The 15,953-nt window shown below is 63.1% G+C and carries 13 protein-coding genes; 12 read left to right on the plus strand and 1 reads right to left on the minus strand.

Annotation, left to right across the window (positions count from 1 at the left end):
* Positions 1–718 precede the first annotated feature (718 nt).
* The 12 genes from nosR (at position 719) to CXK96_RS05685 (ending at position 15,039) form a co-directional block, all read left to right on the plus strand.
* Positions 719–2,932 (plus strand): transcriptional regulator NosR, encoded by a 2,214-nt coding sequence (nosR, locus tag CXK96_RS05630; RefSeq protein ID WP_102835523.1) that lies wholly within the window; start codon positions 719–721, stop codon positions 2,930–2,932.
* A gap of 30 nt (positions 2,933–2,962) precedes the next feature.
* On the plus strand, positions 2,963–4,864 hold the full coding sequence (gene nosZ / locus CXK96_RS05635) for a TAT-dependent nitrous-oxide reductase (protein WP_102835524.1): 1,902 nt from the start codon (positions 2,963–2,965) through the stop codon (positions 4,862–4,864).
* A gap of 65 nt (positions 4,865–4,929) precedes the next feature.
* On the plus strand, positions 4,930–6,237 hold the full coding sequence (locus CXK96_RS05640; protein ID WP_102835525.1) for a nitrous oxide reductase family maturation protein NosD: 1,308 nt from the start codon (positions 4,930–4,932) through the stop codon (positions 6,235–6,237).
* On the plus strand, positions 6,234–7,160 hold the full coding sequence (locus CXK96_RS05645) for an ABC transporter ATP-binding protein (protein WP_102835526.1): 927 nt from the start codon (positions 6,234–6,236) through the stop codon (positions 7,158–7,160). The genes CXK96_RS05640 and CXK96_RS05645 overlap by 4 nt, the downstream gene beginning before the upstream one ends.
* A complete protein-coding gene (locus tag CXK96_RS05650) occupies positions 7,157–7,984 on the plus strand; it encodes an ABC transporter permease (protein WP_102835527.1) in 828 nt (275 codons plus the stop codon). Before CXK96_RS05645 ends, CXK96_RS05650 begins: the two co-directional genes overlap by 4 nt.
* A gap of 22 nt (positions 7,985–8,006) precedes the next feature.
* Positions 8,007–8,558 (plus strand): nitrous oxide reductase accessory protein NosL, encoded by a 552-nt coding sequence (locus tag CXK96_RS05655; RefSeq protein ID WP_102835528.1) that lies wholly within the window; start codon positions 8,007–8,009, stop codon positions 8,556–8,558.
* Positions 8,559–8,594: 36 nt separating this feature from the next.
* The gene (tatA, locus tag CXK96_RS05660; RefSeq protein ID WP_102835974.1) at positions 8,595–8,774 is read left to right on the plus strand and encodes a twin-arginine translocase TatA/TatE family subunit; all 180 of its coding nucleotides are present in this window, start codon (positions 8,595–8,597) and stop codon (positions 8,772–8,774) included.
* Between the two features lie 389 nt (positions 8,775–9,163).
* The gene (locus tag CXK96_RS05665; protein ID WP_102835529.1) at positions 9,164–10,354 is read left to right on the plus strand and encodes an NnrS family protein; all 1,191 of its coding nucleotides are present in this window, start codon (positions 9,164–9,166) and stop codon (positions 10,352–10,354) included.
* A gap of 106 nt (positions 10,355–10,460) precedes the next feature.
* Positions 10,461–11,204, plus strand: coding sequence for an SDR family NAD(P)-dependent oxidoreductase (locus CXK96_RS05670; RefSeq protein WP_102835530.1), 744 nt, complete (start codon positions 10,461–10,463; stop codon positions 11,202–11,204).
* Between the two features lie 16 nt (positions 11,205–11,220).
* A complete protein-coding gene (locus CXK96_RS05675) occupies positions 11,221–12,342 on the plus strand; it encodes a methyl-accepting chemotaxis protein (RefSeq protein ID WP_102835531.1) in 1,122 nt (373 codons plus the stop codon).
* A gap of 284 nt (positions 12,343–12,626) precedes the next feature.
* On the plus strand, positions 12,627–13,766 hold the full coding sequence (locus tag CXK96_RS05680) for an HPP family protein (protein WP_102835532.1): 1,140 nt from the start codon (positions 12,627–12,629) through the stop codon (positions 13,764–13,766).
* Between the two features lie 133 nt (positions 13,767–13,899).
* Positions 13,900–15,039 (plus strand): HPP family protein, encoded by a 1,140-nt coding sequence (locus tag CXK96_RS05685; protein WP_102835533.1) that lies wholly within the window; start codon positions 13,900–13,902, stop codon positions 15,037–15,039.
* A gap of 37 nt (positions 15,040–15,076) precedes the next feature.
* On the opposite strand, the gene CXK96_RS05690 is transcribed toward CXK96_RS05685, so the two are convergent.
* Positions 15,077–15,937, minus strand: coding sequence for a LysR family transcriptional regulator (locus CXK96_RS05690; RefSeq protein ID WP_102835534.1), 861 nt, complete (start codon positions 15,935–15,937; stop codon positions 15,077–15,079).
* Positions 15,938–15,953: the final 16 nt, after the last annotated feature.

Genomic DNA, 15,953 nt, shown 5'->3' on the forward strand with positions numbered 1-15,953 from the left:
GGCCGCAGCGCTATCTACGTCGCAGGCTCAAAGCCTAAGGGTGGATACGGCTTCCTGGCCTTCCCCCGATGATCAGTCGGGAACTATCACCCCAACATAGCGTGGTAGTCGAGATACAAGGGTGGATATTGCTTTTTACATCCACCGTGGCCCGGGTTGGTGGATCGATGAAGCGTGATCCACCCTACGAGCCGTCACCCAGTATGGCGGCGGCCTGACCAGCGCAGTGGGTGGGTGACGCGACGTTCGCCTTTTGCGCTGGTCGTTAGACGGAGCGGCGCGCCGCTCACCCTGCCTTGCAAATGATGCACTTAAAGCAGCCTGCGGTTTCAGCCGGGTAGGGTGGGCCGGGCGGGGGGGGGGCGTTCAGCTTCAGTCCACCGCGGTAAGACGTGCACTGTCGGCCTCCGGCAGGTGCCCAAAGCTTTGATGTATGCGGCATGCGGCATGCGGCATGCGCACGAGCGCTTGTGGGCTGAATCCCACCCTACGGACCCACATTCCTGATGTTATGAGCTGCACCAACTGGGCGGAGCGCCGAGCTTCGCTGCGCCCAGTAGGAGCGAGCCTGCTCGCGAATCCCCAGCACAACTCTCCCTGCGCATTGACATGGCTCAATGCAATCACCGCTGCCGGCCAATCTTGATAGCCGTCAAGGAGAGGGTGGGGGACTGCTGCCTACCATCGGCTCACATTCGCAACATCAAGCAGGTCGCTCATGAAGTCCCTTCTCTCTTTCGCAGCTGGCACCAGAGGCGCATGGGGGCTCGGCTTTGCTCTGCTGCTGGCGCTGATGCTCAGTGCGCTCACCCAGGCCAAGGACTACGAGGCCGAGCAACAGCGCATCGAGCAGTTCTTTCCAGGCGCCGAGGCCTCTGCGGCAGAAGGTGATTACCAGGTCCGCACCCTTACCAAGGGCGACGAGGTGCAGGGCTACGCGTTCCAGACCATCAACGTGGTCGATATCCCGGCCTATTCCGGCAAGCCCATCAACCTGCAGGTGTTGCTCGATCCACAGGGTGTGATCGTCGATGCCTACGTGCTCGAGCACCATGAGCCGATCCTGCTGGTCGGCATTCCGATTGAAAAACTTCACGCCTTCACAGCCAAGTACGAGGGGATCAAGGTCGATCAGCGGGTCGTGGTCGGCCACTCCAGCGATGAGAAGGCGGTCACCATCGATGCGGTCACTGGCGCCACCGTTACGGTCATGGTGGTTAATGAAATCGTCATGCGCGCAGCCCATGACGTTGCCGTGTCGCTCGGGCTGGTGGAAGAAAAGGCCGGTGCGACGCAAAAGCCCGCCACCGTCCGCGAAGACTATTACGAGCCCGCCAGCTGGAGCGAGCTGACCGGCAATGGCGCGATTCGCCGCCTGCACCTGACCAAGGGCGACATCGATCAGGCGTTCAAAGGGACCGAAGCCGAAGGCATCGACGAGGCCGCACCGGAGGAAGTCGGTGAGACCTTCATCGACCTCTACGCCACGCACCTGAACCCGCCCACTATCGGTCGCGCCCTGCTCGGCGACGCTCACTACGCCGACCTGAAGGGGGAGCTCAAGCCAGGCGAGCACGCCGTCGCGGTCATGGCCAGTGGTGAGTACTCGTTCAAGGGCTCGGGCTATGTACGGGGCGGGATCTTCGATCGGGTTCAGCTGCGCCAGTTCGGCAACGTGATCAGCTTCCGCGACATGGACTTCCAGCGCCTCGACGACGTGTACGCCGAAGGCATGCCGGATTTCAGCGAAATGGCGGTGTTCATCGTCCGTGAGCATGCGGCGTTCGATCCCGGCTCGCCCTGGACGCTGGAGCTGCTGGTGCGCCGCCAGACCGGCCCGATCAGTGGCATGTTCACCAGCTTCGAACTGCCCTACCAGATGCCTGAGCAGTACATCGATCGCCCGCAGCCGACTGCCGAAGAACTGGCGGCAGCCGAGGAGGCCAACCGGCCGATGTGGGTCAACATCTGGTATCAGCAGAGCTTCCAGATTGGCGTGATCCTGGCCGCGCTGCTCCTGCTGACCGTCATTCTGTTCATGCAGGACAAGCTCACCCAGCATCCCAACTTCCTGAAGAAACTACGCCACGGCTACCTGATCTTCACTGTGGTGTTCATCGGTTGGTATGCCCTGGGCCAGTTGTCAGTGGTCAATGTGCTGACCTTCGTGCATGCCCTGGTACAGGACTTCCGCTGGGAGCTGTTCCTTACCGATCCGGTGATCTTCATCCTTTGGGTGTTCACCGCCGCCAGCATCCTGCTCTGGGGGCGTGGGGTCTTCTGCGGCTGGCTGTGCCCCTTCGGTGCGCTGCAGGAGCTGATCAACGAGGCCGCACGCAAGCTCAAGATTCGTCAGTACGAAGTGCCCTTCGCGGTTCACGAGCGGCTCTGGGCGATCAAGTACATCGTGCTGCTGGTGCTGTTCGGCATCTCGCTCGAATCGATGACGATGGCCGAGCAGGCCGCCGAAGTGGAGCCGTTCAAGACCGCCATCACCCTCAAGTTCGACCGCCAATGGTGGTTCGTCGCCTACGCGGTGGCCCTGCTGGCGATCAACATCTTCACCCGCAAGGTGTACTGCCGCTACGTCTGCCCGCTGGGTGCGGGTCTGGCGATCACCGGCCGCTTCCGCCTGTTCGACTGGCTCAAGCGGCGCAAGGAGTGTGGCAACCCCTGTCAGGTCTGCGCCAACGAATGTGAAGTCCAGGCGATCCATCCGGACGGGCACATCAATCACAACGAGTGCCACTACTGCCTCGATTGCCAGATGACCTATCACAACGAAAACAAGTGCCCGCCGCTGATCCTGAAGAACAAGCGCAGCAAGCGCGGCAAGAAAGCCCCGGCCGGCCCGACGCTGATCCCTGTAGTGCAAGTGGTAGACCCGCAGAGCGACACGCCTGATCGCGAGCGCTCGCAACCGATCGTTTGACCTGTCCGTACACGATAAGGAGCAAGACCCATGAGCGACAAGAGCAAGAACACCCCCGAAACGCTGGAAAAGGGTGGCCTGAGCCGCCGCGGTTTCCTCGGCGCCAGCGCGCTGACCGGTGCCGCTGTGGCCGCCACTGCTTTTGGCGGCGCCGTCATGAGCCGCGAAGCCTGGGCGGCCGCCGTCAAGGACGCGCAGCAGAAGATCCACGTCGCGCCGGGCGAGCTGGACGACTATTACGGTTTCTGGAGCGGCGGCCACCAGGGTGAAGTGCGCGTTGTAGGCGTGCCCTCGATGCGTGAGCTGATGCGCATCCCGGTGTTCAACGTCGACTCCGCCACCGGCTGGGGTTTGACCAACGAAAGCCGCCACATCATGGGCGACAGCGCCAAGTTCCTGAACGGCGACTGCCACCATCCCCACATCTCGATGACCGACGGCAAGTACGACGGCAAGTACCTGTTCATCAACGACAAGGCCAACAGCCGCGTTGCGCGTATCCGTCTGGACATCATGAAGTGCGACAAGATGCTGACCGTGCCGAACGTCCAGGCGATCCACGGCCTGCGTCTGCAGAAGGTGCCGCACACCAAGTACGTGTTCGCCAACGCCGAATTCGTCATTCCGCACCCCAACGACGGCAGCTCCTACGACCTGCAGGCCGAAAACGCCTACACCATGTTCAACGTCATCGACGCGGAAAAAATGGAGATGGCCTTCCAGGTCATCGTCGACGGCAACCTGGACAACACCGACGCCGACTACACCGGCAAATATGCCGCCTCCACCTGCTACAACTCGGAGAAGGCCACCGACCTGGGCGGCATGATGCGCAACGAGCGCGACTGGGTGGTGGTGTACAACATTCCGCGTATCGAGGCAGCGATCAAGGCTGGCAAGTTCAGCACCGTCGGCGACTCGAAAGTGCCTGTGGTCGACGGCCGCGCCGGTTCGGAATTCACCCGCTACATCCCGGTGCCGAAGAACCCGCACGGCTGCAACACCTCGTCTGACGGCAAGTACTTCATCGCGGCGGGCAAGCTGTCACCGACCGTCACCATGATCGAGATCGCCAAGCTCGATGACCTGTTCGACGACAAGCTGAAGGACCCGCGCGACGTGGTCGCCGCCGAGCCTGAACTGGGCCTCGGCCCGCTGCACACCACCTTTGACGGTCGTGGCAACGCCTACACCACGCTGTTCATCGACAGCCAGGTGGTCAAGTGGAACATGGCCGACGCGGTGCGCGCCTACAACGGCGAGAAGGTCAACTACATCAAGCAGAAGCTCGACGTGCAGTACCAGCCGGGTCACCTGCATGCCTCGCTGACCGAAACCAGCGAAGCCGATGGCAAGTGGTTGGTTGCGCTGTGCAAGTTCTCCAAGGACCGCTTCCTGCCGACCGGCCCGCTGCACCCGGAAAACGACCAGCTGATCGACATCTCCGGTGAGGAAATGAAGCTGGTGCACGACGGCCCGACCTACGCCGAGCCGCACGACTGCATCCTGGCGCGCCGTGACCAGATCAAGCCACAGAAGATCTGGAAACGGGACGACCCGTTCTTCGCACCCACTGTGGAAATGGCGAAGAAGGACGGCATCAATCTGGAGACCGATAACAAGGTCATCCGCGACGGCAACAAGGTGCGCGTGTACATGACCTCGATGGCGCCGACCTACGGCCTGACCGAGTTCAACGTCAAGCAGGGCGACGAAGTCACCGTGACCATCACCAACATCGACCAGATCGAGGACGTGTCCCACGGGTTCGTCATGACCAACCACGGCGCGAGCATGGAAATCAGCCCGCAGCAGACCTCGTCCATCACCTTTACGGCCGACAAGCCCGGCCTGCATTGGTACTACTGCAGCTGGTTCTGCCACGCGCTGCACATGGAAATGGTCGGCCGCATGATGGTCGAGCCGGCGTAACACAACCGGGCGGGAGCGGTCGCTCCCGCCCTTCACCTGCCTGGAAGCTGAAGAGGAACAACGCTGTGCTCAGATCTCAGGCGATATCCACGTTTCAACCGCTGGCAGCGTTGCTGCTGGCCCTGTTCTGCGGGGTGGCCGCGGCGGCTCCGCAACCCATTACGGCCTTGCCGCTGGAGGCGGAAGAGGGCAACCGCTGGCGCCTGCCAGCCGGCGAATACACCGGCCAATTCATCATCGACCAGCCCATGGAGCTGCGCTGCGAGCCCGGCGCCGTATTGCAGGCGCAAGGCGAGGGTAACGGCCTGCTGATCGAGGCATCGGATGTCACGGTCGAGGGCTGCACGCTGCTCGACTGGGGACGCGACCTGACGGCGATGAACGCCGCCATCTTCGTCCAGCCCAAGGCGCAGCGTGTGGTGATCCGCGACAACCAGCTGCGTGGCGCCGGTTTCGGCGTCTGGGTCGACGGCTCGAAGGATGTGAGCCTGATCGGCAACAGGATCGAAGGCGACACGAGCATCCGTTCCCAGGACCGTGGCAACGGCATTCATCTCTACGCGGTAAGCGGCGCGCGGATCATCGACAATCAGGTGCGCCATACCCGCGACGGCATTTACATCGACACCTCCAACGGCAACCACATCGAAGGCAACGTGCTGGAGGATCTGCGCTACGGCGTGCATTACATGTTCGCCAACGACAACAGCGTGATCGGCAATGTCACCCGCCGCACCCGCACCGGCTACGCGCTGATGCAAAGCCGCAAGCTCGAGGTCATCGGCAACCGCTCCGAGGGCGATGAGAACTACGGCATCCTGATGAACTACATCACCTACTCGACCATTCGCGACAATGTTGTCAGCGACGTGCGCAGTGGCTCGACCGGTGACAGCATGATCTCCGGCGCCGAGGGCAAGGCGCTGTTTATCTACAACTCGCTGTTCAACACCATCGAAGGCAACCGTTTCGAGAAGAGCGCGCTGGGCATCCACCTGACCGCCGGCTCGGAAGACAACCGCATCGCGGGTAACGCCTTCATCGGCAATCAGCAGCAGGTCAAGTACGTGGCCACCCGCACGCAGGAATGGTCCATCGACGGCCGTGGCAACTACTGGAGCGACTACCTCGGCTGGGACCGCAACAACGACGGCCTGGGCGACCTGGCCTACGAGCCCAACGACAACGTCGACCGCCTGCTGTGGCTCTACCCGCAGGTACGGCTGTTGATGAACAGCCCGAGTATCGAGGTGCTGCGCTGGGTTCAACGGGCCTTCCCGGTGATCAAATCACCCGGCGTGCAGGACAGCCACCCGCTGATGCAGCCGCCAACCGAATCATCGACAAGCAAAACGCAGGAGCCAACGCCATGAGCGCTGTAGAGATCCAGGGCGTGAACCAGCGTTACGGCAGCATGACCGTGCTGCATGACCTCGACCTGACCCTCGGCGAAGGCGAGGTGCTGGGCCTGTTCGGCCATAACGGCGCCGGCAAGACCACCAGCATGAAGCTGATCCTCGGCCTGCTCACGCCCAGCGAAGGGCAGGTGCGCGTGCTCGGTCGAGCGCCGCATGATCCCGAGGTCCGTCGCCAGCTGGGTTACCTGCCGGAAAACGTGACCTTCTATCCGCAGCTCAGCGGCCGCGAGACGCTCCGCCACTTCGCCCGGCTGAAAGGCGCATCGCTGGGGCAGGTGGATGAATTGCTGGAGCAGGTGGGCCTGGCCCACGCCGCCGAGCGGCGGGTCAAGACCTATTCCAAGGGCATGCGCCAACGCCTCGGTCTGGCTCAGGCGCTGCTCGGCGATCCGCAGCTGCTGCTGCTCGACGAGCCCACGGTGGGACTCGATCCCATCGCGACCGGCGACCTTTATCAGCTGATCGACCGCATGCGCCAACGCGGCACCAGCGTCATCCTCTGCTCGCATGTGCTGCCGGGAGTCGAGGCACATATCAATCGGGCGGCGATTCTCGCCAAGGGGCGGCTACAGGCGGTCGGCAGCCTGGCGCAGCTGCGCGTCGAGGCCGGGCTGCCGGTGCGGATTCGGGCCAGTGGTATCGGCGACAGCGCTGGCTGGTTGCAGCGTTGGGACGCCGCTGGGCATAGCGCGCGTTCGTTGGGCGAGCGCAGCGTCGAGGTATCAGCCATCAACGGTCACAAGCTGCCGCTGCTGCGCGAATTGCTGGGCGAAAGCGAGCCGGATGACATCGAGATTCACCAGCCATCGCTCGAAGACCTGTATCGCTACTACATGCAACGCGCCGGTGACGTTCGCGCTGCGGAGGGCACGCTATGAACCAGATCTGGAACATCGCCCGCAAGGAATTCAGCGACGGTTTGCGCAACCGCTGGTTGCTGGCCATCAGCCTGTTGTTCGCGGTGCTGGCAGTGGGCATTGCCTGGCTGGGTGCTGCCGCGTCCGGGCAGTTGGGCTTCACCTCGATTCCGGCGACCATTGCCAGCCTGGCAAGCCTGGCAACCTTTCTGATGCCGCTGATCGCACTGCTGCTGGCCTACGACGCCATCGTTGGCGAGGACGAGGGCGGCACCCTGATGCTGTTGCTCACCTACCCGCTGGGGCGTGGACAAATCCTGCTGGGCAAGTTCGTCGGCCACGGTTTGATCCTGGCACTGGCAGTGCTGATCGGCTTCGGCTGCGCCATGCTGGCCATCGCTGCGCTGGTGGAAAATATCGAGATCGGTCTGCTGCTCTGGGCCTTCGGCCGCTTCATGATTTCCTCGACACTGCTGGGCTGGGTGTTTCTCGCCCTGGCCTATGTGCTGAGCAGCAAGGTGGGCGAGAAGTCCAGTGCCGCCGGGCTGGCGCTTGGGGTGTGGTTTCTCTTCGTGCTGGTGTTCGATCTCGTTTTGCTGGCGCTGTTGGTGCTCAGCGAAGGCAAGTTCAACCCCGAGCTGTTGCCCTGGCTGCTGCTGTTCAACCCGGCTGATATCTACCGTTTGATCAATCTGTCCGGCTTCGAGGGCGGCAAGGCCATGGGCGTACTGGCGCTGGGCAGCGATCTGCCGCTGCCGACCGCCGCGCTCTGGCTGTGCCTGTTGCTCTGGGTAGGTGTTTCTCTGCTGCTGGCCTACGGCGTGTTCCGCCGTCGTCCTGCATGACCACGAAAAGGAAACTGTAACGATGAATGCGCTATACAGAGCGTCACGCGTACTGGTCGCCGCTGCATTGATGCTGGGCCTGGCCGCTTGCAACGAAGCCGAGCAGAGCGAGCAGCTGCTTGAACCCGTCGCCTTTCACAGCAGTGATGAATGCCATGTCTGTGGCATGGTGATCAGCGATTTCCCCGGACCTAAGGGGCAAGCGGTGGAAAAGGGCGGGGTACGTAAATTCTGTTCCACCGCCGAGATGCTCGGCTGGTGGCTGCAACCGGAAAACCGCATGCTCGATGCCAAACTCTATGTTCACGACATGGGCCGCTCCACCTGGGAGCACCCTGACGACGAATACCTGATCGATGCCACCAGCGCCTACTATGTCGCGGGCACATCGCTCAAAGGCGCAATGGGCGTAGTGTTGGCCACCTTTGCTGACGAGTCTGCCGCCAAGGGGCTTGCGGCCATGCACGGCGGCCGAGTGCTGCGCTTCGAGGACATTGATCAATCCGTATTACAACAATCGTCCGGCATGCCTCACGCCATGCCCGGCCATCAACAGGCTCACGCCGGTCACTAGACCGCCAACCAACAACTCGATGAGGTACTTGAAATGATGGGCATCAGCATCTGGCAACTTCTGATCGTACTGCTGATCGTGGTCATGCTGTTCGGCACCAAGCGCCTGCGCGGCCTGGGCTCGGACCTGGGTGGTGCGATCAGCGGATTCCGCAAATCCATGAGCGACGGCGACAGCGCTACGGCGACCGAAACGGTCAAGCACGAGCCGAAGTAACGTCCCCCACGCTCCACCGCTGCGTAGGGTGGATGTCGCCTTTTACATCCACCGCGACTCAGCTCAGTGGCTTGCTGGATCGCGGGGTCGGTTGATCGATTACTCGGTGGATCGGTGAAGCGTGATCCATCCTACGGCCGCTGGGCGTACGCACGATCCGAATCGCTCGTGCCCTGCGCGGCGGCGTTCCTGCGCCACTTCCTCAGTGCACTCGGACCTGCCGGCCGTCGCAGCCGGCCTCCCTCCCAAAAAAAGATGATTGCAATCAAGTCTGCCAGAGCCCCCTAAGCTGTAAAAAGTAGGCCTGGCTCCGCAACTCGGAGCAGTCACCTTTCTGACCGGCAGGGCTTCTTTCCTCCAGGCAGATACGAAAAGCTCAGGAGGCCTTTGTGCAAGTTATCGATCGGCGAAAAGCCTTGAGTATCCCGCCCGTGTGGCGGCTCGCCTTTCGCCCGTTTTTCCTCGCCGGCAGCCTCTTTGCGATGCTGGCGATACCTCTGTGGATCGCAGCATGGACAGGTTTCTGGCCGGGCTTTCAGCCAACCGGTGGCTGGTTGTCCTGGCACCGTCACGAGATGCTGTTCGGTTTCGCCATGGCTATCGTTGCCGGCTTCCTGCTGACGGCTGGGCAAACCTGGACCGGACAGCCTGGCGTATCGGGCAACAGGTTGATGGCGCTTGCCGTGGTCTGGCTGCTGGCCCGCCTCGGCTGGTTGTTCGGACTGCCCGTGGCCTTGCTGATCCCGCTGGATCTGCTGTTCATGCTGGGGGTGGCCGGGCTGATGGCGCGCATCCTCTGGAAGGCCAGGCAGAAGCGCAACTACCCGATCATCGCCGTGCTCGGCCTGATGACCGCCGCCGATGTGCTGGTGCTCTGCGGCGTCGCGCTCGGCGATGACGCTTTGCAGCGCCAGGGCGTACTCGCCGGGTTATGGCTGGTGGCGGCGCTGATGGCGATCATCGGCGGACGGGTGATTCCCTTCTTCACTCAACGTGGTCTCGGCCGCACCGAAGCGGTCAAGCCCTGGCTCTGGCTGGACGGGGCGCTGCTGGTGGGTACCGGCCTGATTGCCGTGCTCTACGCCGTCGGCGTTGCGCTGCAGCAGCATGTCTGGCTCGGCGTGCTGTTTCTCGGCATCGCCGCCGGGCATTTGTTGAGGCTGGCGCGCTGGTATGACAGCGGCATCTGGCGCGTGCCGCTGCTGTGGTCGCTGCACCTGGCCATGCTCTGGCTGGTGGTCGCGGCAACCGGCCTGGCGCTGTGGAATTTCGGCCTGCTGGACAGCTCCAGTTCGTCGCTGCATGCACTGTCGGTCGGCTCCATGAGTGGCCTGATTCTGGCGATGATCGCTCGCGTCACGCTCGGTCATACCGGACGGCCGTTGCAGTTGCCGCCTGGCATCGTGGGCGCCTTCGTGCTGTTCAACCTCGGTGCCGCTACGCGGGTGTTTCTGATCACCGAATGGCCAGTGATCGGCCTGTGGGCTGCCGCGATTTGCTGGGCCCTGGCGTTCGCCCTGTATGCCTGGCGCTATGCGCCGATGCTGGTGACTGCGCGGGTCGATGGCCATCCAGGCTAGACGCTGAATTAACCAGCTTATTCCACCACCCCTACTGAAAACTGCTGCCTGCCCATTCCGGGACGGGCAGCCTGCGGCTCGGCGAGCGCCGGCATCGGAGATGATGATGAAAAATGAATTCAATGAGCGCCTGGCCGTCGTTACCGGTGCCAGCTCCGGTATTGGGCTGGCGCTGTGTACCGCACTGCTGCAGCGCGGTGCGCGCGTATTGGCCATGTCACGCACCCTGGGCGGCTTGGCCGAGCTGGTGGAAACCTACCCCGAGCACCTGCATTGGCACGCTGGCAACGTGACCTCCAAAGACGATCTTCAAGCACTGGCCCGTCGCGCGGCGGAGCTCGGTCCGGTGGACTATCTGGTGCCGAACGCGGGTATCGCCGAGTTGGGTGACAGCCTGGATGTGGCCTGCTTCGAGCGCCAGTGGGCCGTCAATGGAGCGGGAGCCTTGAACACCCTGGCGGCCTTGCGTGCCGAACTGGCCAAGCCAGCATCAGTGGTTTTTGTCGGCACCTTCCTGACCCGCAGCACCTTCCCTGGGCTGGCCGCTTACATCGCCAGCAAGGCCGCGCTGGTCGCCCATGCCCGCACCCTGGCGGTGGAGTTCGCACCGCTCAACGTGCGCATCAACGTGGTGTCTCCGGGGCCGACCGCCACCGCGATCTGGGGGACATTGGGTTTGGCCGAGGAACAGCTTGAGCAGGTGGCCGAAGGCGTCACTCAGCGCCTGCTGCCGGGGCATTTCCTCGAATCTGCCGCCGTCGCCAATGTCATCCTGTTCCAGTTGTCGCAGGGCGCACGTGGCGTATACGGCCAGGACTGGGTGGTCGACAACGGCTACACACTCAACTGAATCCGCGAGGCAGCCGATGTTTTTCAAATGGAAACGAGCCGCTCGCGAGCTGCAGCAGGAGCGTGATCGGCTGCAGCGGACCTGCGTGGAGCAAGCCGCGCGTATCGCCGCGCTGGAGGCGCAGGTGGCCGCCGTCAGCGCCACCAACGCCGAAGGGCAACGGCACCTGGACTATTACCGCGGCGTGGCCGGCAATCTGGTTCGCTTCGGCCATTCGGTCGAGCATCTGGGTGACTCGTTCGAATACCTCACCGGCCAGCTCAGCGAAAACCGCACGCAAGCCGAGCAGGTCGCCAATGCAGCGCTGAGTAACCAGCAGCATTTCGGCGAGTTACAGAGCAAGGCAGTCGACATGGAGAGCGGGCTTAATCAGGCATCGCAGCAGGTCGATGCCCTTGCGGCCCATTCGCAACAGATCAACGGGATCGTCGATCTCATCAGCGGCATCGCCAGTCAGACCAATTTACTTGCCCTCAACGCTGCCATCGAGGCGGCGCGGGCCGGTGACGCCGGTCGCGGCTTCGCCGTGGTCGCGGGGGAAATCCGCACCCTGGCGGAAAAGACCGCGCTGGCCACCGCCGACATCGTGCAGAAAATTACCGAGGTGCAGGCCGAGATCGCCAGCGTGCATGCCTATATCCAGATGCAGGGCGGCCTGGCGCAAGGGTTCAGCCGCACCACCGAACTGGCCGTAGCAGCCATGCAGCACTTGCATCAGCTGGCGGGCAACATGCGCCACGGCATCGAGCGCTCCTCGTTCCGCGCTGGCATTGAATTGGCCAACCTCGATGAGCTGTCGCTTAAGTTCGTCGTCTACAACCAGGTGCTCGGTTCGAGCAGTCAGAGCGCGCCGGTGCTGCCCAGCGAGCGTGAGTGTCGCTTTGGCCGCTGGTATTACGGGGAGACCAATCGCGGCATGCACCGCCTGGCGCATTTCCAGCAGATCGAACGTCCGCACACGGCCGTCCATCAACAGGGCCAGCAGGCCATCGAGGCGTTTCGCCGACAGGCGCTGGAAGACGCGCTCGCCCATATGAGCGAAATGGAAGAGGCCAATCTCGACGTGATGCGCATCGTTGCCGCACTGATCGGCGAGCACGAAAAAGAGCTGCGGCCGGCCATCAGCGAAGCGTGCTAACACCCCGGATACGCCTTCATTTTTGGATATCAACGGCTGAAGCGAGGCCGGTTCTGTCTATTGCTGCAGGTCAGGCACGCCTGATCGCAAGGTTGATAACAAAAATACTGCAGCGAAGCACCAATACTATTCATTGGTCTGGAGTCTGGGATGCACCGACAATGTGCGCCCGTTTCGGTCTGTGCCCCTATTTGTGGCGCCAGGCCTCTTCTGATCGGCTGACATGCCGGCCATGCAAACACTTGGCTGTCGCAGCGATCGCAGACTCAACGCAAGCAGGAACCATGCAGGAACGCCTTCTAGACTGGTGTCGATCATTTGCGCCCATACCTTTGTCGGCGCGTCCGGCTGAATGGCTGCGTGCCGCAACGGGCATGGGTTTGGCTCTGCTGGTGATCATCCCTTTCAGCGCCTGGGTGTTCGGAATCGCGGTCACGCTGCCACTGGCCGCACCGGCGGCTGCGTCCGCGGTGCTGCTGTTCGCTGCCTCGTCGAGCCCCTTCGCCCAGCCATGGTCGGTAATCGGCGGCAACCTGCTGGCCGCTGCCATCGGTATCGCCCTGGGCGCGAGCCAATTGCCCGTGGCTGTGGCGGCTGGCCTGGCCGGGGCGCTGGCGATCATCTGCCTGTTCGGCTTGCGCTGCCTGCATCCGCCGGGTGCAGCGCTGGCGCTGGTGGCGGTGGTCGGCAGCCCGGAGCTGCATGCCTACGGATTCCAGCTGCTCTACCCGGTGGCGTTCAACTCGTTGCTGCTGGTGGTGGTGGCGCTGCTCTACAACAATCTCAGTGGCCACGCCTACCCCAAGCCGCGCCCGCAGAAGGGCAACACGCATCACACCCGTGACCCGCTGCCCAGCGAGCGCATGAGCTTCAGTGATGACAACGTCGAGCAGGCGCTGGCCGAGTTTGGCGAATACGTCGACGTCACCCGTGATGACCTGGCCCAGCTGATCAAACAGACCGAAAAGCATGCGTTGCGGCGCAGCATGGGCGAGATAACCGCCGCCGATATCATGTCCCGCGATCTTTACTGGGGCACCCCGGACGGCTCCATTCAGCGGGCCTGGCAGAGCCTGCGCGAGCACCGCCTGCATTCGTTGCCGGTGGTCAAGGGCGACAGCCGTGAATTGCTCGGCATCGTCACGCTGGTCGATCTGCTCAAGCATCTGCGCTCGACGCCGGGGCGACTGCGTCTCAGCCAGCTGAAGCGCTCAGATAGCGCTCGTTTGCGCTCGATCATGACTACGCCGGTGGTGACGGTTAACCCGGACACGCACATGGCTGACCTGGTGTTCCTGCTCTCCGACCGCGGTCTGCACTGCTTGCCGGTGGTAGACGCCGAACACCGTCTGGTCGGCATGATCACCCAGACCGATCTGATCGCGGCGCTCTATCGGAACTGGTTGAAGCACCTGCCGGACTGAAGCGCCACGATCTGGGGATGAGGCCCGATTGACGATCGTCATCAGCGTGCGCATCGCAGCCCGCGGCAGGAACTGCCGGAACCTGTGGCATAGTCGCAGTGCCTGAGTGCTATACCTCCTCCAAGCCGAGCCCATGCAAGACCCTTTGAACAACTGGCTGCGATCCTTCTTTCCGGTGCCATTGAGCGTGGGACCGAAGGAATGGCTGCGCGCGGTGATCGGCGTCGGGCTGGTGGTGCTGCCGATGGTTTCCGTCGGCCTCTGGCTGTTCGGCGGCCCGGTTACGCTGCACATCGTCGCGCCGGCGGGCGCCTCGGCGGTGATCCTGTTCAGTGCCTCATCGAGCCCCTTCGCGCAGCCTTGGTCGGTATTCGGTGGCAACCTCATTGCCGTGACCATCGGCGTTGCCCTCGGGGCGAGTGCCTTGCCCACTGTCGCGGCGGCGGTGCTGGCGGTGTGTCTGGCCATTGCCTGTCTGTTCCTGCTGCGCTGTATGCACCCGCCGAGCTGTGCGCTGGCGATGGTCGCCGCCATCGGTGGGCCGGGGATCAGCGAATTGGGTTATGGCCTGCTGCTCCCGGTGGCCTTCAACTCGCTGTTGCTGATCGCCGCTGCGCTGGTCTACAACAACCTCACGCGTCATCCCTATCCCAAGCCTCGCGCTGCCAGTAGCGGCGAGCAGAGCGGCAGTGTCCCGTTGGGCGAGGAGCACATGAGCTTCACCAGTGACGACGTAGACCGCGCACTGGAGGATTTCGGTGAGTATGTCGACGTCACACGCGACGACCTGGTCGAGCTGATCAAACGCACCGAAACCCATGCCATCCGCCGCAGCATGGGCACGGTGGCCGCTGCCGACATCATGTGTCGCGAGTTGCACTGGGTCGATCCCGCGGCGCGCATGCGTCAGGCCTGGGATGTCGTGCGTCGGCACCGGCTGCACTCGCTGGCCGTGGTTGAAGCAGGCAGTGGCAAGCTGGTGGGCATTCTTACCCTGACCGATCTGCTGCAGCATTTCGAGCCCAGCCCCTCACGGCTCAACCTGCGGCGGCTGACGTTTGGTCGCGAAATGCGCGTGGAAGGGATCATGAGCGCGCCGGTGGTCTCCGTGCATGAGGATGCTCAGCTCGCCGATCTGGTCCATCTGCTGGCCGACCGCCGCATGTCCTGCCTGCCCGTCGTCGACGCCGAGCAGCGCCTGGTCGGCATGATCACCCAGAGTGATCTGGTCGCCGGGCTGTACCAGAACTGGATGAAGCGGCTGAGCGACTGAGCCGTCGCAGCGCCAGCACCTCATCGAAAGCGACCGGCTAGATTTCGTAGTTCCAACGCGACCAGTCGTACTCCTCTTCGGCGGCTTCTCGCAGCAGGTCAATGGCAAGCCGCAACGCCGGCGACTCGGCGGCGCGCGGATACACCAGATAGACCGGGTAGCTGAACTCCGGCGCCTGCTCGACCCGCTTGAGCAGGCCTTCATCGAGGTAGCGCTGGACCACCCGCGTGCGGAAGTAGCCGCGACCGCCATGCTGCAGCAGAAACTGCAGCGCCAACGGGCCGAGACTGAAGGAGAGCGCGGCGCGGATGTGTTCCGGCAGCGCGCGATCATGCTGGCTTCGAAACGCCGGCCCCCAGTCGACGTACAGGTAGGGGTCAGGAACGTAGCTGTGAACCACCTGAATCAGCTTTTCTTCAAGCAGCTGCTCTACCTGCAGCCCTGGCCAATATTCGGGCTGATGCACCAGCGCCGCATCCAGCGCGCCGAGGCCTAGCTGCTTCTGCAATTCCTCGCCGCTGGCCACCTCGTTACGAAAGGCATGGTCAGGCATCATCTGGCGCAGGCGCTGGACCCAGGCCAGCATCAGTGGATTGCACAGGCTGATCTCGGCGCCCAGCGACAGCAGCTTGTCGTAGCCGCGCGGCAGCGGCAGATCACGCCGGGCGGTTTCCCAGGTCTGCACCAACTGGGTGGCATGGGTGACGAAACGCTCGCCATTGCTGGTCAAGCGCGCGCCGGCGCGGTTACGCACGAAAAGTCGGCAGCCAAGTTGCATCTCCAGGCTGCGCACCCGTGCAGTGACTGCGGTCTGAGTGATATGCAGCCGCTCGGCGGTGGCGACGAAGCTGCCACTGCGAATGATCTCGAGAAAGGTGCGGGCGAGATCGATGTCCATGGGCTGCTCATATCAA

The organism is Stutzerimonas stutzeri, assembly GCF_002890895.1.
Taxonomy (GTDB): domain Bacteria; phylum Pseudomonadota; class Gammaproteobacteria; order Pseudomonadales; family Pseudomonadaceae; genus Stutzerimonas; species Stutzerimonas stutzeri_AB.